23 protein-coding genes are annotated in these 19,874 nt (G+C 36.8%); 10 read left to right on the top strand and 13 right to left on the bottom strand.

The features are described 5' to 3' along the window. Positions 1-28 precede the first annotated feature (28 nt). Positions 29-907, top strand: a complete 879-nt coding sequence (locus LF886_RS01050) for a cupin-like domain-containing protein (RefSeq protein ID WP_236852266.1) — start codon at positions 29-31, stop codon at positions 905-907. A 131-nt stretch (positions 908-1,038) separates the two neighbouring features. Here the strand turns inward: LF886_RS01050 and LF886_RS01045 are convergent, their stop codons facing one another. Beyond that, positions 1,039-1,569: a GNAT family N-acetyltransferase gene (locus LF886_RS01045; RefSeq protein ID WP_236852265.1), complete on the bottom strand. Its 531-nt coding sequence runs from the start codon at positions 1,567-1,569 to the stop codon at positions 1,039-1,041. Positions 1,570-1,693: 124 nt separating this feature from the next. Between LF886_RS01045 and mutS the strand changes: the two genes are divergently transcribed. Next, positions 1,694-4,285, top strand: coding sequence for a DNA mismatch repair protein MutS (gene mutS, locus LF886_RS01040; RefSeq protein WP_236852264.1), 2,592 nt, complete (start codon positions 1,694-1,696; stop codon positions 4,283-4,285). Between the two features lie 36 nt (positions 4,286-4,321). On the opposite strand, the gene LF886_RS01035 is transcribed toward mutS, so the two are convergent. From LF886_RS01035 to LF886_RS01015, 5 genes are all read right to left on the bottom strand, one after another. Further along, on the bottom strand, positions 4,322-4,489 hold the full coding sequence (locus LF886_RS01035) for a bacteriocin (protein ID WP_109737854.1): 168 nt from the start codon (positions 4,487-4,489) through the stop codon (positions 4,322-4,324). A gap of 159 nt (positions 4,490-4,648) precedes the next feature. Beyond that, complete coding sequence (locus tag LF886_RS01030; RefSeq protein WP_153816314.1) at positions 4,649-4,807, bottom strand: hypothetical protein; 159 nt, start codon at positions 4,805-4,807, stop codon at positions 4,649-4,651. Positions 4,808-4,834: 27 nt separating this feature from the next. Next, positions 4,835-4,990 (bottom strand): hypothetical protein, encoded by a 156-nt coding sequence (locus tag LF886_RS01025; protein ID WP_236852263.1) that lies wholly within the window; start codon positions 4,988-4,990, stop codon positions 4,835-4,837. 325 nt (positions 4,991-5,315) lie between these two features. Beyond that, positions 5,316-6,161 carry a hypothetical protein gene (locus LF886_RS01020; RefSeq protein ID WP_109737853.1) on the bottom strand — a complete coding sequence of 282 codons (846 nt, stop codon included), beginning with the start codon at positions 6,159-6,161 and terminating at the stop codon, positions 5,316-5,318. A gap of 174 nt (positions 6,162-6,335) precedes the next feature. Beyond that, complete coding sequence (locus LF886_RS01015) at positions 6,336-7,166, bottom strand: hypothetical protein (protein WP_236852262.1); 831 nt, start codon at positions 7,164-7,166, stop codon at positions 6,336-6,338. A 142-nt stretch (positions 7,167-7,308) separates the two neighbouring features. Between LF886_RS01015 and LF886_RS01010 the strand changes: the two genes are divergently transcribed. The 3 genes from LF886_RS01010 (at position 7,309) to LF886_RS01000 (ending at position 8,938) form a co-directional block, all read left to right on the top strand. Continuing rightward, on the top strand, positions 7,309-7,797 hold the full coding sequence (locus LF886_RS01010; protein WP_236852261.1) for a TlpA family protein disulfide reductase: 489 nt from the start codon (positions 7,309-7,311) through the stop codon (positions 7,795-7,797). Positions 7,798-7,807: 10 nt separating this feature from the next. Beyond that, positions 7,808-8,464: a thioredoxin family protein gene (locus tag LF886_RS01005; protein WP_236852260.1), complete on the top strand. Its 657-nt coding sequence runs from the start codon at positions 7,808-7,810 to the stop codon at positions 8,462-8,464. Between the two features lie 72 nt (positions 8,465-8,536). After that, entirely contained in the window at positions 8,537-8,938 is a 402-nt protein-coding gene (locus LF886_RS01000; RefSeq protein ID WP_236852259.1) for a DUF2809 domain-containing protein, read from the top strand. A gap of 24 nt (positions 8,939-8,962) precedes the next feature. Here LF886_RS01000 and LF886_RS00995 read toward each other — a convergent pair whose 3' ends face one another. Genes LF886_RS00995 through LF886_RS00980 form a run of 4 tightly spaced genes read right to left on the bottom strand, consistent with a single transcriptional unit; the run spans position 8,963 to position 12,160 of the window. Then, complete coding sequence (locus LF886_RS00995; protein WP_236852258.1) at positions 8,963-9,883, bottom strand: YARHG domain-containing protein; 921 nt, start codon at positions 9,881-9,883, stop codon at positions 8,963-8,965. Then, entirely contained in the window at positions 9,880-10,518 is a 639-nt protein-coding gene (locus tag LF886_RS00990; RefSeq protein WP_236852257.1) for a DUF2306 domain-containing protein, read from the bottom strand. The genes LF886_RS00995 and LF886_RS00990 overlap by 4 nt, the downstream gene beginning before the upstream one ends. Positions 10,519-10,523: 5 nt before the next feature. Then, positions 10,524-10,937: a hypothetical protein gene (locus LF886_RS00985; protein ID WP_236852256.1), complete on the bottom strand. Its 414-nt coding sequence runs from the start codon at positions 10,935-10,937 to the stop codon at positions 10,524-10,526. A 20-nt stretch (positions 10,938-10,957) separates the two neighbouring features. Further along, positions 10,958-12,160 (bottom strand): NAD(P)/FAD-dependent oxidoreductase, encoded by a 1,203-nt coding sequence (locus LF886_RS00980; RefSeq protein WP_236852255.1) that lies wholly within the window; start codon positions 12,158-12,160, stop codon positions 10,958-10,960. 113 nt (positions 12,161-12,273) lie between these two features. Here LF886_RS00980 and LF886_RS00975 point away from each other — a divergent pair, with 113 nt between their 5' ends. The 5 genes from LF886_RS00975 to LF886_RS00955 all read left to right on the top strand — a co-directional run bounded on the left by LF886_RS00975 (position 12,274) and on the right by LF886_RS00955 (position 17,235). Continuing rightward, the gene (locus tag LF886_RS00975; RefSeq protein ID WP_236852254.1) at positions 12,274-12,768 is read left to right on the top strand and encodes an acyl-CoA thioesterase; all 495 of its coding nucleotides are present in this window, start codon (positions 12,274-12,276) and stop codon (positions 12,766-12,768) included. 96 nt (positions 12,769-12,864) lie between these two features. Then, positions 12,865-13,917 carry a thiamine-phosphate kinase gene (gene thiL, locus LF886_RS00970; RefSeq protein WP_236852253.1) on the top strand — a complete coding sequence of 351 codons (1,053 nt, stop codon included), beginning with the start codon at positions 12,865-12,867 and terminating at the stop codon, positions 13,915-13,917. A 96-nt stretch (positions 13,918-14,013) separates the two neighbouring features. Next, positions 14,014-14,835: a helix-turn-helix domain-containing protein gene (locus LF886_RS00965; RefSeq protein WP_236852252.1), complete on the top strand. Its 822-nt coding sequence runs from the start codon at positions 14,014-14,016 to the stop codon at positions 14,833-14,835. A gap of 166 nt (positions 14,836-15,001) precedes the next feature. Beyond that, positions 15,002-16,198, top strand: coding sequence for a multidrug effflux MFS transporter (locus LF886_RS00960; RefSeq protein ID WP_236852251.1), 1,197 nt, complete (start codon positions 15,002-15,004; stop codon positions 16,196-16,198). A gap of 128 nt (positions 16,199-16,326) precedes the next feature. Next, positions 16,327-17,235, top strand: a complete 909-nt coding sequence (locus tag LF886_RS00955) for a DUF6268 family outer membrane beta-barrel protein (protein ID WP_236852250.1) — start codon at positions 16,327-16,329, stop codon at positions 17,233-17,235. A 54-nt stretch (positions 17,236-17,289) separates the two neighbouring features. On the opposite strand, the gene LF886_RS00950 is transcribed toward LF886_RS00955, so the two are convergent. From LF886_RS00950 to LF886_RS00940, 3 genes are all read right to left on the bottom strand, one after another. Continuing rightward, on the bottom strand, positions 17,290-18,024 hold the full coding sequence (locus LF886_RS00950; RefSeq protein ID WP_103233902.1) for a LytR/AlgR family response regulator transcription factor: 735 nt from the start codon (positions 18,022-18,024) through the stop codon (positions 17,290-17,292). Further along, on the bottom strand, positions 18,017-19,075 hold the full coding sequence (locus tag LF886_RS00945; RefSeq protein WP_236852249.1) for a sensor histidine kinase: 1,059 nt from the start codon (positions 19,073-19,075) through the stop codon (positions 18,017-18,019). The genes LF886_RS00950 and LF886_RS00945 overlap by 8 nt, the downstream gene beginning before the upstream one ends. Positions 19,076-19,157: 82 nt before the next feature. Next, complete coding sequence (locus LF886_RS00940) at positions 19,158-19,754, bottom strand: porin family protein (protein ID WP_236852248.1); 597 nt, start codon at positions 19,752-19,754, stop codon at positions 19,158-19,160. Positions 19,755-19,874: the final 120 nt, after the last annotated feature.

The raw sequence follows: 19,874 nt of genomic DNA, 5'->3' as shown, positions 1-19,874 counted from the left end.
TTTTTAGTTCGCACTAAATATAAAATACATGATCCTCGAAAACGTAGATATTGTAAATGATATCAGTAAAGAAGATTTTCAGAAGAACTATTTTAAAAAACAGAAACCTCTTTTAATCAAGAATTTCGCCAGCCGATGGGATGCTTTTGAAAAGTGGAATCTGTCATATATCCGGGAAAAAGCAGGAGATCAGGAGGTTCCGTTGTACAACAATAAGCCGGCTGATGCTGCGAAAAGCTCAGATGCTCCGGTCACCCATATGAAAATGAAGGAGTATATTGATACTATAAAAAGTAAACCTTCAGATCTGCGAATCTTTTTCTATATCATCACAGACAAACTTCCAGAGTTACTGAAAAATTTCACCTATCCGGATTTGGGGATGAAGTTTTTCAAAAGACTGCCTACTTTATTCTTCGGGGGAAGTGAAGCTCATGTTTTAATGCATTATGATGTGGATCTGGGTGATTTTATGCATATCCATTTTGAAGGAAAAAAAAGAATCCTGCTATTTGATCAGAAGCAATCTCCGTTTTTATATAAAGTTCCCTTATCGGTTCATACCATTTATGAACTGGATTATGAGAATCCGGATTATGAAAAATTTCCCGCCCTGAAATATGCGAAAGGTTATGAAATTTTCATGGAACATGGTGATGCGCTCTTTATTCCTGGGGCATTCTGGCACTTCAACAGATATCTGGAGCCCGGTTTTTCACTCTCTTTAAGAGCCCTTCCCAATAAGCCTAATGTCTTTGCCAATATGCTGTATCATGTCTTTATTATGAGATATACAGATAAACTCATGCGTAAGCTTTTCAAAGCCAAATGGGTAAATTACAAGCAGAAATGGGCTCATAAAAAGAGCTCAGAAGCATTGGAAAAACATCTGGAAACAGAAAAATAAAATGGAAGAGGAGAAGGAAGCTGGAGGAGGGAAGCCTCTTCACAGCTTAGTATTACTGGATCTCATTTTTATTTAAAGGATAGGCAGTACTTAAAACGACCAATCGAAACTTCCATCTTCGTGCTTCCTGCTTATTTATTAATAAGCCCGAAGATTGTGGCATCTACAAATTTCCCTTTTTCAAAAAAGAAATCTTTTAAAGTACCTTCTTTGCTGAAATTTAAAGAAGATAACAGTCTTTCAGAAGAGATATTGGAGGGATCAATGAATGCATCTATACGGTGCAGTCTCATTGTTTCAAATCCATAGGTCAGAATCGGGAGAATGGCTTCTTTCATATAAGATTGCTGCCAAAATTTGGGATTAAGTTCATAGCCGACTTCCGCCCGGAAGTGTTCTCTGTACCAGTTGTGGTAACCGCAAGTTCCGATGACTTTTCCATTGGATTTCAGTTCCAGAGCCCATCTGAAACCTTTTCCTTTTTCAAATTCATCGTTAAAATGTTGAATAATACGTCGGGAATCCTCTTCTGTTTTAAAAGTATCCAGATCATAATATTCCATAACTTCATCCAGAGAAAAATACTCGAACAAGTCTTGGGTATCATCAAAAGTAAGCTGACGTAAAATAAGCCTTTCAGTTTCTAAAACAGGAAATTCCATGAATAATGTGATTTGATGGTGAAAATACGATTAATTGCTGATAAAGAAAAGTATAAAAGATTAACTGATAAACAATTCTCATACCCTGAATTTATTTTTCTAAATTTGGGGCTCATTTTTTACTATGGCAAAAGCAGCGAAGAAAGAAACCCCATTAATGACGCAGTACAATACCATCAAGGCGAAATACCCTGATGCGCTATTATTATTCAGGGTTGGGGATTTTTATGAAACTTTTGGGCAGGATGCTGTCAGAACTTCTCAGATTCTGGGGATTGTGCTTACCAAAAGGGCCAATGGTGATGGGCATATAGAGCTGGCCGGATTTCCACATCACTCTGTAGATTCTTATCTTCCAAAATTGGTAAGGGCAGGCATGAGAGTGGCAATCTGTGATCAGCTTGAAGATCCAAAAACAGTGAAAGGGATTGTAAAAAGAGGCGTTACGGAGTTGGTTACACCCGGTGTTACCTTCAATGACCAGGTTTTAAATTCAAAAAAGAATAATTTCCTTCTTTCTTTACACAAAGAAAAAGAGAAATACGGAATGGCCTTAGTTGATATCTCTACTGGAGAGTTTCTGGTAAGTGAAGGAACTTTGGAAAAACTGTTGCATATTGTCAATACTTTTGATCCCAGCGAGATTATTTTCCAGAGAAGTACACAGATTCCGGAGCAGATAAAAAATAAAAATGCTTTCAAACTGGAAGACTGGGCTTTCCAATATAATTTTGCCTACGAAAAATTAACGAATCACTTTAAAACCAATTCTTTAAAAGGATTTGGGGTAGAAAGCCTTCCACTGGCGATTACTGCAGCAGGGGCTATTTTTGCTTATCTGGTGGAGGATACTCACCATAACCTGCTTTCCCATATTACAAAACTTCAGATCATTCCACAGGAAGATTATCTGATGATGGATAATTTTACCCTGAGAAACCTGGAAATCGTTTATCCAAGCAATCCACAAGGAAAATCTCTGCTGGATATCATTGACAAAACTTCTACTCCGATGGGAGGGAGATTATTGAGAAGGAGAATTATTCTTCCTTTAAAATCAGTGGATGAGATTATGAGAAGACTTTCTCTGATTGATTTCTTAAACGAAAATGAACCTCTGAAATATGAGATCTGCCAGCTTTTGAAATCGATTTCAGATCTTGACAGATTAATGGGAAAACTGGCTGCAGAAAAAATTTCACCCAAAGAATTGGGATATCTGCGTCAAAGTTTGATTAATATCCATAAAATCAAAGCGTTATTGCATCCTCATGCAGGAGTGCTGGCGTGGCTGGAACCGTTATTTGATCTGGAAGAATTAATTAAATTCCTGGAAAACCACCTTAATGAAGAACTTCCGGTAAACATTGCCAAAGGAAACATTATTAAAGCTGGTATTTCTGAAGAGCTGGACAGGTTAAGAAACCTGCAGAGTAAAGGACGCGGGTTTCTGGATGATATGTGCCAGAGAGAGATTGAAAGAACGGGAATTACAAGTCTTAAAATTGATTTTAATAATGTTTTCGGATACTATATTGAAGTCCGAAACACCCATAAAGATAAAGTTCCGGATGACTGGGTAAGAAAGCAGACTTTAGTGAATGCTGAAAGATATATTACCGAAGAGCTAAAGGAATATGAAAACCAGATTCTGGGAGCCGAAGAAAAAATCGGTGTTCTGGAAACTTCACTGTACAGGAATTTATGTGCAGAAACGATGATCTATATTGATCAGATTCAAGGGAACTCCAATATCACTGCACAACTTGATGTGGCTGCCGGTTTGTCTGAACTGGCTGTTTCTGAGAGTTATACAAGGCCTGTTTTGAATGACGGCTATGCGATCGATCTAAAAGAAGCCAGGCACCCGATCATTGAGAATGCTCTTCCGTTGGGAGAAAAGTACATTCCGAATGATATTTTCCTGGATAAAGATTCTCAGCAGATCATTATGGTTACAGGTCCGAACATGGCCGGTAAATCGGCAATTCTACGGCAGACGGCTATTGTATGTCTTTTGGCTCAGATCGGAAGTTTTGTGCCTGCAAAGCATGCTGAAATCGGAATGCTGGATAAAATCTTTACAAGGGTAGGGGCCACAGATAATATTTCTGCAGGAGAGTCTACTTTCATGGTAGAAATGAATGAAGCGGCCAACATTCTGAATAATATTTCAGAACGAAGCCTGATTTTACTGGATGAAATCGGCCGTGGAACTTCCACTTATGACGGGGTTTCTATCGCATGGGCTATTGCAGAATATCTTCATCAGCATCCAACGCAGGCGAAGACCCTGTTTGCTACCCACTATCATGAGCTGAATGAAATGACCATCAACTTTGAAAGGGTGAAAAATTTCCACGTTTCTATCCAGGAAAACAAAGGAAATATCATTTTCCTGAGAAAGCTGGTACCAGGAGGAAGTGAACATAGTTTCGGTATTCATGTTGCAAAACTAGCCGGAATGCCATCCAAAGTGGTGAACAGAGCGAATGAAATTCTTAAAACACTTGAAGCGAGCAGAACGCAGGGAGGAAATACGTCTGAGAGTATCAAAAGAGTGACTGAGGAAAATATGCAGCTCTCTTTCTTCCAGCTGGATGATCCTGTTCTGGAGAATATCCGTGAGGAACTGACGAAAATAGATATCAATACTTTGACACCGATTGAAGCTTTGATGAAGCTGAATGCGATAAAAAAAATGATTGGAAAATAATCCAATCATTTTTTTTGTTATAAAATTAAAGCTTAATTAACAGCAAAATCCATCCTGCATCCCGGGAACTCCAGATCTTTCCTCTCCGGTATTAGGATCTGTACAGCTTATTACTCTTGGGCAGATAGGTCTGTTGGCTCCTCCGCTGATCTCTTTCAGCTCATTTTTACTAAGCTTTCTTTTCTGATTTTTTGAATTTTTCATAATAATTTTAATTTGGTAAAAGCTAATTTACAAGTTATTTTATTATGTTCAAAATATTGTGAGTCAAATTGTTAACTTTTTTTAGGTTTAAAATATTAATTCAAAAAAAGATTGAGGGGTTTCCTCAATCCTTATTTTATCTAACAAGATTACGTGATATTAACAGCAGTACCCGTCTCTACCTACAGGACCGATAACATATTGGTCATCACCTATTTTGCATAATCCTTCAGGGCAAACGATAGGTCCGTTACCTCCGTTTATTTCCTTCAATTCGCTTTTTGTCAGTTTTCTTTTCTGAATGTTTGATTTCTTCATGATAATTGATTATTAAAGTGTTAATGATTAGCAGCAAAATCCATTTTTGTCACCAGCGCCAAGCTGCCATTCTTCAAATTCTCCCATACGGCAGAATCCATCAAAGCATAATCTTCCGCTTCCTTTGATATCTTTCAATTCACTTTTTGTCAATTTTCTTTTTTGAATGTTTGATTTTTTCATGGTAGTTTTAGTTTGATTAGTTTTTTAGTATTATTTTTTGATTAGCAGCAAAATCCATCTCTTCCGATAAGCCCGGGTACCATCTCTCCTGAGTCAGGGAGTGTGCAGAATCCGCGGAGACATCTCGGAGGAAGTGCTCCACCATTAATTTCTTTTAACTCAGTTTTGGTTAATTTTCTTTTTTGAATGTTTAATTTTTTCATGGTAATTTTTAGTTTTGATTCAGAGCTAATATACAAAATCATTCATATAATTCCATAGATTGGGAAAAATTTAACATAGGTGTTAACGAAAACAAAAAGAGAGCATTAAGCTCTCTTTTCTATTATAAATGATTGTATTCGTAAGTATTCAATTCGCTGTTCGTTACCCCTGTGCCGGTCTTATTATAATAAGTTTTGACATTTTTAGTAGGATAATTGCTGGTATTGTATTCGTAAGTAGACTTAAAGATATCCCATTCAGCACTTCCTGAGCCATTGTTATAATTAAGGAGATTATTATAGCTTAGGATATTGTGGGTAGATCCGTTCTCATCTTCGGTATCAATAATTTTTAAAAATCCGGTTATATTTTTAAAAGGAATGTTCTTAGTATCGTATTGGATAGGCTGTAAAGATCCCGTTGCACTATGAAATCCTCCCGTGTTAGCAGGAACTGATGCTGTTTCTGTCCAGCTGCTCAGTGAGCCGTCTGCATTTAATGTTGCCATTTTCGTACCGGTTCTCATAGCAGGAGACCCTGTAAAGTTTGCGGTATAGGTAATTTTTACACTATTGCTGGAAAGATATGTATAATTGGTTTCTACTGTAGAAACAGTTCCGGATGAAAGATTATTCTCAACATATATCTTTTTGCTCAATCTGCTGTTTCCATCATAGGTATAATTGGTTTTGTAGCTGGTGCTTGAACCGGTAGTTACCTGCTGGGTAATCAGATCTCCTGAATAACTGAATAGGGTAACTTCACTATTGGTGATATTTTTAATCTGAGAGATTTTTGAGCCATTGTAAGTGTACGTTGAAGTGTCTCCGTCAGCAACCATTTTTGTAACTAAGACCGGACTGTTATCATTGTTGTTCCCGTTATTGTTGGATGATTCGTTATCATCATTACTGCTAGAGCAGGATGCCAAAAAGAAAATTGGCAGAAGTAAATAAGCTTTTTTCATGGTTTTAATTTAAGGCAGTAAAAATATCAAAAAAATGAATTGCTGATGAAAATAAACTGTTTATTTGTAAAATATATAAAACCTATTTTTATATGTTGTTGATTATAAGGTGTTTGTGAATTTTAATGTCGCGATCTTCTTCTATAAAAAAGAGCGCCTTAAGCGCTCTGTGTTTTATAAATGATTGTATTCGTAAGTATTAACATCAGTGGAACCAGAAGGTGTATTTCCTGTTTTCTCGTAATAGCTTCGAATTTCTTTTGTAGGGTAACCACTGGCATTGTATTCAAAATTGGATTTGAATATTGTCCATTCAGTTCCGGTTCCATTATTGTAACTGACGATGTGATTGTAGCTTAATGTATTGTGAGCAGATCCGCTTTCATCTTCATTGTCAATGATCTTTAGGTATCCGGTAATATTTTTTAAAGGAGCATTTTTTGTATCATATACCACTGTTTTTAAGGTAGAAGTTGCTGTTTCAGTAGTATTATTTTGAGTTCTTGAAAGAGTACCAGTCCAGCTGCTCATCGATCCATCAGCATTCAGGACAGCATTTCTTGTTTCGGTTCTTGTTGATGCTGAAGTAGACGCAGTGTATACTATTTTCACATTGTTATTCGCTTGATAAGTATAGTTGGATTCTGAGTTCCATTGTCCACCGAAATCAATACCGTTAATTGTTTTCTTTGATAATCTGCCATTTCCGTCGTAGGTAAATTTCGTAGTAAGAGATGTATTTGAACCACTGACTACAGACTGGGAAATAAGATCACCTGAATAAATAAATGTAGTTACACTTCCTTCAGTAAGATTTTTGATCTGGGAAATTTTTGACCCGTTATAAGAAAACGTTAAAACATCTCCGTCCATCGTCATTTTTGTTACCAAAACCGGACTGTTATCATTGTTGTTCCCGTTGTTGTTGGATGAATCATCATCATTGTTACTGCTGGAGCATGATGCCAAAAAGAATATTGGCAGAAGCAAATAAGTTTTTTTCATGGTTTTAATTTTTTAAGGCTGTAAAAGTATTAAAAAATGTATCCATGATAAAAATAAATTGTTCATTTGTAAATAATTTATGAAATAGGTAAAATTTATTTTTTTTGTACATTGTTGAATTGTAGTATTTTATAATTTTAATATGAAGAGTTTAATAAAAATATTGGCTGTATTTATATTTTGTACGGTTTTTAAAGCCCAGCAGATTGAAATTTCAGTGGTGAAATATGAAAATCTGGAAAAACGAATTCAGGAAGAGAAAGATAAACTTCTTGTGGTCAACTTTTGGTCAACCACCTGTGGCCCTTGTGTAAAGGAGATGCCTCATTTTATGGAGGTCAATCATCAATATGCAGGAAATCCTAAATTTAAAATGATCCTGGTTTCACTGGACAGGCTTGCAGATAAAGAAAGAGTTTTGAAATTCATTAAAAATAAAAACCTTACGGCTGAAGTAATTCTGCTGGATGATATCAAAAGAATGAATACCTGGATCCCAAGGTTAGAAAAAGACTGGGATGGGAATATTCCGGTAACACTGTTCTATAAAAATGGGGAGAAAATTCATTTTAATGATGGTGAAATGAGCAAAGAAGATCTTGAAAAAACAATTAAAGAAAATCTACAATAAATAATCTATTATGAAAAACCTGAAAATTGTAATGACGGCATTCATTGTTGGGCTTGGATTACTGAGCTTTACGACAACGGATCACGATAAAGGCAAAAATAAAAAAGAGAATGTTTCAACTGTAAAAGGCTATGAAGTAGGAGATGAAGCTGCTGATTTTAAGCTTAAGAATATTGATGGGAAAATGGTCTCTCTGAGCGATTTTAAAAGTGCAAAAGGATTCATTGTGGTATTTACCTGCAACCACTGTCCTTATGCAAAGAAATATGAAGATAGAATCATTGAGCTGGATAAAAAATACAAAGCTCAGGGATATCCGGTGATTGCCATTAATCCTAATGATCCTAATGCACAGCCGGAAGACGGTTATCAGCAGATGATCGAAAGAGCCAAGCAGAAGGGCTTTACTTTCCCATATCTAGTGGATGAAGGGCAGAAAATTTACCCACAGTACGGGGCTACAAAGACTCCGCATGTTTTTGTATTGAAAAAGGAAAACGGAAAGAATATGGTAAAATATATTGGTGCTATCGACAACAATTATGATAATCCGAATGATGTATCAGAATATTATGCTCAGGATGCTGTAAATGCTTTAATAAAAGGAGATGCTGTAAAAATGACAAAAACAGTCGCCATCGGATGTACAATCAAAGTAAAGAAATAATATATTTGCTTACCTACAATACGATCGGTGTTCTTAGAATACCGATTTTTTATGCCTTAAACCCAATTTGAAATGAAATTACAGTTCAGCCTGAAGTATCTCCTTCTGACGCTTCTTATTTTTCTTGTAGAAATTTTAATCGCTACAAAACTGAGCGATATTTTCTTCATCAGAGCCTATCTTGGAGATGTTATTGTGGTAATGCTTATGTACACCTTTGTGAAGAGTTTTGTAAAAGTAAATGACCAGAAGCTGATCCTCGGAATTCTGATTTTTTCATTTCTGGTAGAATTTGCCCAGTATTTCCATATTGCAGAAAAACTAGGCTTCCGTCCTGGAAGCCTAATGTATATTGTCATCGGAAATTCTTTTTCGTGGATTGATAATCTGTGTTATGCCGTAGGCTGCCTAATTCTCTATATTTTTGTAAAGGCGACAAACAATGATGGCTTAACCTCGACCCCTAATACCTAATACCTAATACCTGCAACCTAACACCTATCTTCCAAAACTATCATATTTATCTTCCGCATACTTGGTAAAGCGGTTCAGTAAAGCTACATTGTCCTTTTCCATAGGAGAAAGATCATTATCTACATTACTGGAAACAGGAATATACCAATCTGTCTGCTCAAAGAAGTTTCTGTAAGTTTCTTTTTTAAAAGAATAGCCATGTCTTGCAAATACAGAATTTTTGATGATTTCAAGATCAAGTTTTCTTAAGTTTTTAAGATCTTTTTCCGTCAGCTTCTGCTTGGATGCATTCAGTTTGAATATCGCTTCTGAGGCGATACGGTTTTTAGAAGTTTTATAGCTTTCTGTTTTTCCGGTTTCTTCGTCCTTGTACTTTTCTGTAAACTCTTTAGGGTTTGACCAGTCTACGATATCAGAATCCTTATCCAGCATAAAGTTAGGATTATAAACGAACTCTTTTTTTGTCAGCTTAAGTGTTTTTGAAGGCGCTTTTACCGATGTTTTATTGAAGGCATTCCATTTTCCGGTTAAGCTGTCACCTTTCAGTTTTACCTCGAATCTTCCGTCTGTTTTGTCATTTCCAGGTTCATCCAGAACAAAAGAGGCTGCCGTTTCATTGAAAACTCCTCGGAATGGGCGCTGATTTCCATTCACAATACTTTGTCCGTAAACACTGTCCTTTGTGATCCTGTTGATCTTCAAAGAAATTCTTTTATAATTATTGACATCATATTCCGAACCGTCCATTTCGTCAACTACCTTTTCCATTCCTGCAAATTCACCGGTATAAATTCCATAGTATTCTTTATGAACTTCAGGAACAACAACAGAATCCTTTTTTGCGGTTAGAGAATCTTTTCCCGATTCATTGGTCTTCCCATCTTTTTTGCAGCTTACCAAAGAAACTGTCAGTAAAGAAATGAGAGTGTAATTTAGAATTTTCATATATGTTTTTTTGTGATTAAATATTCAATAATAAGGAGGTTAGGAACCCAGCCCAGCCATGCAATGATCTGATAGACATCCATAGGATTGGGATGAAATAAATATACAATAATAACTTTCCACATTCTCAAAGTAATAGCAGATAATGTAAAAGCAAAACTCCGCCACATCCATTGCTTGTGTTCTTTAAACTTTTTCTGCCTTGCCAGTTGATAGGCTTTAAACGTTGAAAACCACCATAAAATGCCCAAAATAACAAAAGAAATCTTCGATAGGATGCCTCCGTTGGCAAATATTCCCATATAAATTCCCGATGGTGCAGCACAGATCAGAATGAGAAAAATATACACTTTTCCCATATTCCGGTGGAAGTTTTTTAATCCCATATTCCGTCTGAGAATAGCCAGAAACCCTGAAAGAAGTACAAAAATACTTGTATAGACATGAGTATAGAAAAACGCAAGATACTCGGTTCTTTCTACCACTTCCGTTTGTTTAATCATCAGAAAACTGGCTTCAGGATTAAAAGGAATATATTCTAACGTAATCTTCAGCATCAGCCAAAAGAAGTATCCAAATCCTATGATGAGAAGGATTTTAAAAAGGGTAGATATATTTCTTTTAGCAGAGAGCATTTTAATTAATCAAAATTGACAATGAATGGAAGGGCAAACCAAATCATTATAGGATATCCTTTGTATTCTCCGGGAGTCCATTTGGTTTTCATAGATTTCATTACTCTTTCTACCTCATGATTAAGAGATTCATTTTCCCCGGTTACAATAATCGTTTCTATGTCACCTTTAACATTGACAGAAAACTTTGCTTTGGAACGTACCATACCATTGGCTCCTTTTATTCTGGTAATCTTAATTTTTTGAGAGACCTCTTGCATAAATGCCTGAACCCCACCAGGATATTTTGCAGGTTTACTTTGTTCTGGATTAAGTTGATCTCCGGAATGATTCTCCACAGGTTGTGTTGTATTTTCTTCTGTTTGAGCAAATGCAAGCCCAAATCCAAGACATAAAATGAGTGCTAGTATTTTTTTCATGTGTTTAGTTTTAGTGTTTTTTATAAGTTATTGAGATCCTGCGCAATTAGCCATCCTTCACTCCAGCATGCCTGGAAATTGAACCCTCCCGTTACAGCATCTATATTGAGAACCTCGCCTGCAATATAAAAATTAGGAAGCAGTTTTGAAGACATGTTTTTGAAGTTAATTTCCTTTAAATCAACGCCTCCGGCTGTTACAAATTCATCTTTAAAGGTTGATTTTCCGGTAACCTGAAACTTTTTTTGGCAAAGGTTTTCAATGATTTTCTGCATTTCCTTTCCGGAAATATTCGCAACCTGTTTGTTGAGGTCGACTTTTGAAATATCTAAAATCTTTTGCCAGAATCTGTTCGTAATATCAAAAATCTTAGACTGTCCGATGGTTTTTTTAGGATTGTTTTGTTTGAAATGAGTAAAAATTTCTTCCGCTTCATCCGTTTCTATGGAAATAAAATTAACTTCAATTTCAAAGTTATATTTAAGCTTTGCCAGGCTTATTGCTTCCCATGCAGAAATTTTCAGAACAGCAGGTCCTGAAAGTCCCCAGTGGGTAATAAGCAACGGTCCGCTTTCTTCAGTTTTCAGCTTCGGAATGGAAATTCCCGCGTTTTCGAAACTTGTTCCCGGAAGATCTTTTAGTAAATTATCTTTAATATTAAAAGTAAAAAGGGAAGGAACAAGATCTACAATCTTATGCCCAAGATTCTCAACCATTTTCAACGATTTTGGAGAACTTCCGGTAGTATACACGATATAATCTGCCTCAAAATCTCCTGAAGAGGTCTTTACAATATATTTTTCATCCTGTTTTTCAATCTCTTTTACCGAACATTTCGTTTGTATAGAGACATTTTTCTTTTGGGTCTCATTCAAAAAAGTATTGATGATAGTCTGTGAAGAATTGCTTTCAGGGAAAGTTCTGTTGTCATTTTCAATTTTCAAGGGAACATTACGCTGGTCAAACCATTCCATCGTGTCACCAGGCTGAAATTTGCTGAAAACACTTAGCAGTTCCTTGTTTCCACGAGGATAAAACTGAACAAGTTCTCTTGGATCAAAGCAGGCGTGGGTTACATTGCAGCGTCCGCCTCCGGAAATTTTAACCTTCTGAAGAACATCAGAGTTCTGCTCTAAAATCGTAATTGTATATTTTTTTTCGTCAAGATTGGATGCACAGAAAAAGCCTGCAGCACCGCCTCCGATAATAATGATCTGTTTCATGTCTATGTAATCCTATGCGGAAGATTATTTTTTCAAAAGTACAATTTTTATAAACCATCTTATTTGAGTATTTTTGAAGATTATAATTTAATCATACCAAAAACGATTTTCAAATGATTTTCTACCATAAATTTGAAGTGCGATGGAGCGATCTTGATGCCAACAAGCACTTAGCCAATTCATCATATGTACAATATTGTGCGCAAGCCAGAATGGCTTTTATGACTAAAGAGAAAATGGGAGTTACCCAGCTAAGCAGATGGGGAATTGGTCCGGTAATTCTGCACGAAAGATATTCTTTCTTCAAAGAGATTTATGCAGATCAGATCGTAATCGTAAGTGTAGAAATTGACGGATGCTCGGAAGATTCTTCTATTTACCGTTTCGTTCACAAATTCTATACTCCGGATGGGCTACACTGTGCTACAGCAGAAGCAACAGGAGTATGGATCGATATGATGCTTAGAAAAATGACCACTCCGCCGGATGACGTTGTGGAAGCAATGAATAAGTATAAGAGCCCGGAAACCGTTGTATTGTCGAAAGAAGATTTCAAAAAGTTTCCTTTCCACCCACACAATATTGACCCGGCAGAGATTAATATATAAATGATGAATGATGATTGATCAATGATATACGATGAAAATCTGTATTCATGATGTATCAATTATCATTTCTCAAAGATCACTTATAAACAGAAATTTATGTTTGAAGATAAATCACAGGAGCTGACGCCCATTTCGAAATTAGGAGAATTCGGTCTTATTAAACATTTGACAGAGCATTTTCCTCTATCCAATGAATCTTCGGAGCTTGGAGTAGGAGATGATGCGGCAGTTATTAATCCTGATAACAAAAAAGTAGTTCTTACAACAGATGTGCTGGCGGAAGGAGTACACTTTAATCTGGGCTATGTTCCATTAAAACATTTAGGTTATAAAGCTGTGGTGGTAAACCTAAGCGATATTGCTGCAATGAATGCGACGCCTACCCAGATATTGGTTTCCCTTGCGGTTTCAAACCGTTTTCCGGTGGAAGCTTTGGAAGAAATCTATTCCGGGATTCAGGCTGCTTGTTCAAGATATAAAGTCGATCTGGTAGGAGGAGATACAACAAGTTCCAATTCAGGGCTGGTAATGAGCATTACCGCTGTAGGAATTGAAAATGAAGAAAACATCGTCAAAAGAAGCGGTGCAAAACCAAATGATCTTCTTGTGGTAACAGGAGATTTGGGTGGAGCATACATGGGCTTACAGATTCTGGAAAGAGAACATGCTGTATACCTTGCCGACCCTAATATGCAGCCGGAAATGGAAGGCTACGATTATATCCTGGAAAGACAGCTGAAGCCTGAAGCAAGAACAGATGTTAAAAATATTTTGGAGGAACTGGATGTTAAACCCACTTCAATGATTGATATTTCAGACGGTCTGGCTTCTGAAATCCTTCACCTTTCAGATCAGTCAAAAGTAGGATTCAGATTGTATGAGGAAAAAGTTCCATTGGACAACCTTACGATCTCTACTGCAGATGAAATGAATTTGAATCCGGTAATGACTGCTTTAAGTGGAGGAGAAGATTATGAACTTTTGTTCACTATTTCACCCAATGATTTTGATAAAATTAGAAACCACCCTGATTTTTCCATCATCGGATATGCGGTAGAAAATGAAGAAGGAAACTTTATGGTAGCAAGAGGATCTAACCAGCTTGTGGCCCTTACAGCTCAGGGATGGGATGCTTTTTTAGGGAAGTAAAATCGAAAAATTATATTTAATTTTAAATATTGTAAGAAAACCGTAGTATTTTTTGCTGCGGTTTTTGTTTATAGCTAATTACTTTATTATATAGTGATGATTACACCAGAAAAAGAAATCCCGGTTCACCATCTCACTTCTGAAAAATTTCAGATGAGTACGCTAAGTGCGGCAGGTCCTGAAAATTTTCACGATGTTCACAGGCATAATTTTTTTGAGATTATCTGGTTTAGAAAGGTGTATGAAAACAGCCGTTTAGAATTGGATTTTGAAAGCTATACCCTTGAGAACAATCAAATCTGCATCATTGCTCCAGGGCAGGCATTCAATATGAAATTAGAAGGAGAGGAAGGATATGCAATGGCAATAAGCAGGGAAATTTTCAACGAGGCCTGTAATATAGAATCGGTACTTACGGGAGGAGAGCTTCCCTTTTTTTTAAATCCCCAAAATGAAAACACCTGCAGTACAATTATAGCATTAATGGAGCAGGAATATAAAACAACAGCAAGAACAGAACTCTTAAAGGCTTATCTGAAAGCATTTTGTATCATCATCGGAGAACAAATTAATCCTCAGGAACCTTTACAGAATGACCGTCAACGTATTCAGGAACTGATAGGGCTTATTGAGAGACATTATATCGTACATAAAGAAACCAATTTCTATGCTGGCCAGTTAAAGATAAGCAGCCATCATCTTAATGATATTGTGCGCCTTTTAAGAGGTACAACTGTAAAAAAAATGATTTCTCAGCGCCTTATCCTGGAAGCCAAAAGAGAACTTAGCTTTGGAGCGCTCACGGTGAAGGAAATTGCTTTTAAGCTTGGCTTTAATGATACTTCATATTTTTCAAGATTTTTCAAGAAACATACTGGCCAAAATCCCGACTATTTTAAGAATAATGAAAAAAAGTAATCTTCAATATTTACTATAATGACAAGCTTAAACTAATGTTTTTTATTTATTGTTGTACATAAATCTTCAGTTTGTGCTATCCTTCCTTCAGTTCTTTTATTGAAAAACTAAGCTTTTTACAGCAACTTTGCAGCTGAAAAATCGCCCGTGAGGGCTTATGTTATTTATGAAGAAGAATTTGAATATTGTAGTGTTTATTTTAGCACTGCTCAACACATTGGAGTCGCTAAGTATAGATCTTTATCTTCCCGCTTTCCCAAGTATGGCCCAAATCTTTAATACCGATATCGGTCATATCCAGATATCCATTTCGGTGTTCTTTGCCGGGTTTGCTTTCGGGCAGCTGTTGTGGGGGCCTTTGTCCGATAAAAAAGGACGTAAACCTATGCTGTATTGTGGGCTTTTACTTTTTATTATAGGAACAGCAGCCATCTATTTTACCTCAGATATTTATGTTTTATGGGCAATGCGTTTTCTGCAGGCGTTCGGAGGAAGTGCCGGAATCGTTATTGGCAGGGCTATCATTATTGATCTTTACGATAAACAGAAATCGGTAACGATCTTTTCCCAGCAGTCTCAGATCAGTGGTATTGCTCCCATTGTCGCACCTCTATTGGGAAGTGTTTTCCTTAAATTCTGGGGCTGGAACAGTTCTTTTGCTTTTTTATGCATCATGGGGCTGATAACGCTTTTCATGGTTTACAAATATGTACCGGAAACCAATAGCAGAATTAATCTTCCGGATGATGAACTGTTGAATGAAAAAGGATTAAAAGATCAGCTGAAAATGATCATTTCCAATAAAGATTTTATCAACAGTACGATGGTAGGAAGTCTTGCTTTTGCATCCCTTATTATCTACATTTCGAATGCACCATTCCTGTTTATGGAAATCCATGGGTTCTCAAGCGGTGTGTTCAGTTTTATATTTGCTTTTAACTCTCTGGCCTTGATAACGGCAGCGTATATTACCCCTAAGCTGATCAAAAGAATTAGTAACTCAACGCTTTTATTTACGGCTACCATTGTACTGCTGGTGGTGTGTTCTCTCCATATTCTGATTGCTGCAGAAAACGTTTCTGTAGCCCTGGAAATTGCAATGCTTTATCTGTCATTACTGGCCATCGGTATTTTGTTTCCTATCACATCAGCCCATGCGCTATCTCCATTTAAAGAAGGAAGAGGAACAGCAGCTGCATTACTTGGATTCATGCAATTGATGGTTACATTCTTAATGTCAGGGCTGATAGGTCTTTTAGAAGCAGATTCCATCATCCCGATGGTGGTGACACGTTCTGCAATGGCATTAATCGCAGTGTGGTTCGGATACCGTATTTTTAAGGCTCAAAAAGTAACAGCTTAAGTATCTGTTCTCATACAACAGAAAAACTAATCCTCTTATTTGATCCTGTTGTCATACTATCCGGACACTTAATCAAGTAATTTTTGTAAAAAATCACCAAAGGGTTCTCTTTGCATAAAATTTAAAATATGAAAAGAACCCTTTCGACGGTTTTATGCTGTTTAATGCCATTAGGGTATTGGGTAAGTGCACAATCAGGGCTCTCTGCGGAGCTGAAAACAGAATATATTCCGGGCTCAAACTATATCCGCCCTGAAGACAGCACAAAGACGAATTCTAAAAGTGATTTTAAAAGGATCGATCTTAATCTGAGTATTCCGTTATCTGTAAAAAAAGATACCGATGGGAAAGTAAGATTGTGGTCTATGCTGCTGAGCGGGTCTTATGCAAAGATGACACACAAAAATTACGAAACCCAATTATTTCCGGATCAGATGTTGAATGCGCAAGTCGGAATACAGCATATGAGACCTTTGGGTAAAAAATGGAGTATGATGATGACCGCATCCGTGGGAGTTTATACAGACCTTGAAAGAGTCAGTTTTGATGATGTACTGGGGCAGGGAGGAGTTTTGTTTATCAGACATTTTAACCCCAATCTTTCATTGGGTGGAGGGCCGGTACTTACCACTGCTTTTGGAGTTCCTATGATTTTACCCTGGATTTATCTTGACTGGAAAACGAATGGAAAGATAAAATTCAGCCTCAATTTCCCACAAGGAATGGAAGCCGGTTATATGTTTTCAGACAAATTTGCTTTAAAAGCTGTTGTAGACCTTAACGGGATGACTGTTGAGAGAAATGTAGGCGGAAAATCTATGTTGCTGGGTTACCAGCAGATCACTGCAGGACTTAGACCGGAATTGAAAATCAATGACAGACTTACGTTACGTCTCACAGGTGGAACAGCAATACTGAGAAGCTTCAGCGAAAATGACCGAAAGATCAAAAGTATTTTCAGAGACAAAAAAGTAGCAGATCCAAAATTTGCAAGTACATTCTACGCCGCAGTATCACTGCGCTGGAATCTGCCATAAAATAAGAAAGGGAAGGTATTAAAACACCTTCCCTTTTTATAATAAGTTATTTCTTTATTTGCTGATCAGTTTCTTGTACACCACCTGATTAAGTAATTCTTCTTTTCGGGTACGGGAAATAGGAAGCTCAATTTTATTAATGAAAAGCCGCCCTCCGGAGATCATATCGATATGGGTGATATTGATGAGGTATGACTTATGAATCCTGAAAAAGTGATCTGAAGGAAGCGATTCTTCAATAGCCTTCATCGTCTGATGGATAATCAGCGATTTATCTTTAAAATGAAGCTTGGTATAATTCTGCATACTTTCAATGTAAAGAATATCTACCCAGGAAACCTTAATAAAGGAATCGGACTGCCTCACGTATAGAAAAGGATCATCCAGTGAAGTATTCTTTTTCAGTTTTTCACTGATGATAAACTGCTGTTGTGCCCTATTTACTGCCTGATAAAAACGGTTAAAAGCAATAGGCTTTAAAAGATAATCTGCTACCTGCAGACGAAATCCTTCCAAAGCATATTCGGAATAAGCTGTGGTAAGAATACACAAAGGCGGATTTTCAAGCTGTTCCAGAAACTCCAGACCGGAAAGATAAGGCATATTGATATCCAGGAAAAGGAGGTCTATTTCACTCTCCTTTACTTTGGTGTCAGCTTCCAGGGCTGTGGCACAGGTTCCCTCAACCGATAAAAAGTCAATCTGATCAGCCAGTTCTTTAAGATGGAATCTTGCCAGAGGTTCATCATCTATAATCAGGCATTTCATTTTAGGAATAATATTACTCATGATGGTCAGATAGCGTTAGTCGTAAAGTTATTTTAAAGATATGATTATCTGTTTCAATTTTCAGATCATGGGAATCCGGATATTGTAGTTTTAAACGTTTTTTTACATTTTGAAGACCAATTCCTCCTGTTCCGTCTTTCTTTTTATAAGTAGCCATATCCGAATAGGAATTTTCAACATAGAAATAGAGGTGGTTGTCTTTCTCTTTACAGGAGATTTTTATATACCCTTTATGGCCGGGCAGCCTGCAGACGTATTTAAATGCATTTTCGATAAAAGGAACGAGAAGCAGTGGCGCAATAAAGGCTTTCCTATTCCCGATTTCCCAGTTTGCTTTCACATCAAGCTCATTTCCCCATCTCAGTTTTTCTACCTCAACAAGGTTTTGAAGGTATTCAACATCTTTATCCAAAGGAACCATGGCTTGGTTACAATGATACAGCTGATACCGGAGAATATCCGAAAATTTCATCAGTAGAAAATCTGCAAGCTGCGTATCCGTTTTCATCAGAATATGAATATGATTCAGAATATTAAATACCACATGAGGATTGATCTGATCCTGCAAAAGCTTAAGCTGGTTTTCCAGATGAGCCTGCTGAAGGAGAATGTGATCACGTTCTATTTCCCCGTGTTCCTGATAAAATTTAATTCCGCAGGCAGCCCCATTAATAAGGAAAGAGGCAGGGAGAGCAATATAAAATCCTTTCCATAAAATAGGAATCTGTTCCGAAAAAGAGGCGGGAAGCACTGTTTGAGTACTCCCTTCGACATAAGTAAATATCAGAGAGTATATAAAACTTAATGCAAAAATAATAAGAGTTGCTTGAATGAGGAATAATCTCATTTTCTTTAAACGTAATGCTTTTGGAAGAAGCTTTGTCGTGAGAAAATGAGTGAAGAAGAAAGAGGTAACGGTTATCACTACAGTCTGAAATACAGCTGTAGATCCATCGGATGTAGCCTGAAAATTACTCCAGATTGCCACCGCAAAAACGAGCCAGAAAATAGCGATGAAAATATATTTTCTTAAAATAAAAGATCTTGTCATGGGTGGTTATAAAGTAGATTGATAAAAAAATTAGAAACTGCAGGGAAAACAGTTTCTAACAGGTAAAGATAATTTAAGTTTTTTAGAATAGGAAATAACCTATCCCGAGGGAAAAACTGTGGGGTTTGGACTTAAATTCTTTACTAATGCTTGTAAGGCCGGTCTCATATCTTAGATCTACCGTGAAATTTTTATAGTCTAATCCTACCCCTCCCGTAACTCCAATATTGGATTTGTCAAACTTTTTAAAACCTTCCTGAAGAGCCTGAGAAGTAGATAAATTATTATTAAAAGCATAGCTGTAAACACCTCCGGCGAATACCCTTACATTGAAATCATCAGTCTTAATGAATTTATATCCTACCATTACAGGGATATCAATAGCGTTCCATGAAAGTTTTGAAGAGCTTCCGTCTTGGGACTCGAATGATGTTTTCCTTTTGTTGAAGAGTGCTTCTCCTTGTACATACAGGCTTCCCAGGTCTACTCTTGTCATAACTCCCGCCTGATAACCGAAGCCGTATTTCCCTTCCAAGGAAGAAGATTCCGTTGAGGTTTTTGTAAAATTTGTTCCTCCCTTTATTCCGATGTGAAAAGCTGGGGTTTGCTGTGCTTTAATGTCTATGGTGCAGGAAATGCACAATAATAGAGAGCTCAAGGCTAAAAATTGCTGCTTCATAAATTAAGTGTTGTTAAAAATCTGATGCAAAACAACAATTATGAAGCAGGAGATGAAATTTTATTTGATGAACGGCAGAGATGCTTTGACAAGGTTCTGTTTTCGGGTGAAAAATAAAAG

The sequence above is a fragment of the Chryseobacterium sp. MEBOG07 genome (assembly GCF_021869745.1).
Taxonomy (GTDB): Bacteria; Bacteroidota; Bacteroidia; order Flavobacteriales; family Weeksellaceae; genus Chryseobacterium; species Chryseobacterium viscerum.
The sequence above is the reverse complement of the archived record's forward strand: the minus strand, read 5'-3'. Positions and strand labels throughout refer to the sequence as shown.

Bases quoted from the DNA above. Each gene is read 5' to 3' on its own strand.
- LF886_RS01050 (WP_236852266.1), top strand. From the start codon at position 29: ATGATCCTCGAAAACGTAGATATTGTAAATGATATCAGTAAAGAAGAT.
- LF886_RS01045 (WP_236852265.1), bottom strand. From the start codon at position 1,569: ATGGAATTTCCTGTTTTAGAAACTGAAAGGCTTATTTTACGTCAGCTT.
- mutS (WP_236852264.1), top strand. From the start codon at position 1,694: ATGGCAAAAGCAGCGAAGAAAGAAACCCCATTAATGACGCAGTACAAT.
- LF886_RS01035 (WP_109737854.1), bottom strand. From the start codon at position 4,489: ATGAAAAATTCAAAAAATCAGAAAAGAAAGCTTAGTAAAAATGAGCTG.
- LF886_RS01030 (WP_153816314.1), bottom strand. From the start codon at position 4,807: ATGAAGAAATCAAACATTCAGAAAAGAAAACTGACAAAAAGCGAATTG.
- LF886_RS01025 (WP_236852263.1), bottom strand. From the start codon at position 4,990: ATGAAAAAATCAAACATTCAAAAAAGAAAATTGACAAAAAGTGAATTG.
- LF886_RS01020 (WP_109737853.1), bottom strand. From the start codon at position 6,161: ATGAAAAAAGCTTATTTACTTCTGCCAATTTTCTTTTTGGCATCCTGC.
- LF886_RS01015 (WP_236852262.1), bottom strand. From the start codon at position 7,166: ATGAAAAAAACTTATTTGCTTCTGCCAATATTCTTTTTGGCATCATGC.
- LF886_RS01010 (WP_236852261.1), top strand. From the start codon at position 7,309: ATGAAGAGTTTAATAAAAATATTGGCTGTATTTATATTTTGTACGGTT.
- LF886_RS01005 (WP_236852260.1), top strand. From the start codon at position 7,808: ATGAAAAACCTGAAAATTGTAATGACGGCATTCATTGTTGGGCTTGGA.
- LF886_RS01000 (WP_236852259.1), top strand. From the start codon at position 8,537: ATGAAATTACAGTTCAGCCTGAAGTATCTCCTTCTGACGCTTCTTATT.
- LF886_RS00995 (WP_236852258.1), bottom strand. From the start codon at position 9,883: ATGAAAATTCTAAATTACACTCTCATTTCTTTACTGACAGTTTCTTTG.
- LF886_RS00990 (WP_236852257.1), bottom strand. From the start codon at position 10,518: ATGCTCTCTGCTAAAAGAAATATATCTACCCTTTTTAAAATCCTTCTC.
- LF886_RS00985 (WP_236852256.1), bottom strand. From the start codon at position 10,937: ATGAAAAAAATACTAGCACTCATTTTATGTCTTGGATTTGGGCTTGCA.
- LF886_RS00980 (WP_236852255.1), bottom strand. From the start codon at position 12,160: ATGAAACAGATCATTATTATCGGAGGCGGTGCTGCAGGCTTTTTCTGT.
- LF886_RS00975 (WP_236852254.1), top strand. From the start codon at position 12,274: ATGATTTTCTACCATAAATTTGAAGTGCGATGGAGCGATCTTGATGCC.
- thiL (WP_236852253.1), top strand. From the start codon at position 12,865: ATGTTTGAAGATAAATCACAGGAGCTGACGCCCATTTCGAAATTAGGA.
- LF886_RS00965 (WP_236852252.1), top strand. From the start codon at position 14,014: ATGATTACACCAGAAAAAGAAATCCCGGTTCACCATCTCACTTCTGAA.
- LF886_RS00960 (WP_236852251.1), top strand. From the start codon at position 15,002: ATGAAGAAGAATTTGAATATTGTAGTGTTTATTTTAGCACTGCTCAAC.
- LF886_RS00955 (WP_236852250.1), top strand. From the start codon at position 16,327: ATGAAAAGAACCCTTTCGACGGTTTTATGCTGTTTAATGCCATTAGGG.
- LF886_RS00950 (WP_103233902.1), bottom strand. From the start codon at position 18,024: ATGAGTAATATTATTCCTAAAATGAAATGCCTGATTATAGATGATGAA.
- LF886_RS00945 (WP_236852249.1), bottom strand. From the start codon at position 19,075: ATGACAAGATCTTTTATTTTAAGAAAATATATTTTCATCGCTATTTTC.
- LF886_RS00940 (WP_236852248.1), bottom strand. From the start codon at position 19,754: ATGAAGCAGCAATTTTTAGCCTTGAGCTCTCTATTATTGTGCATTTCC.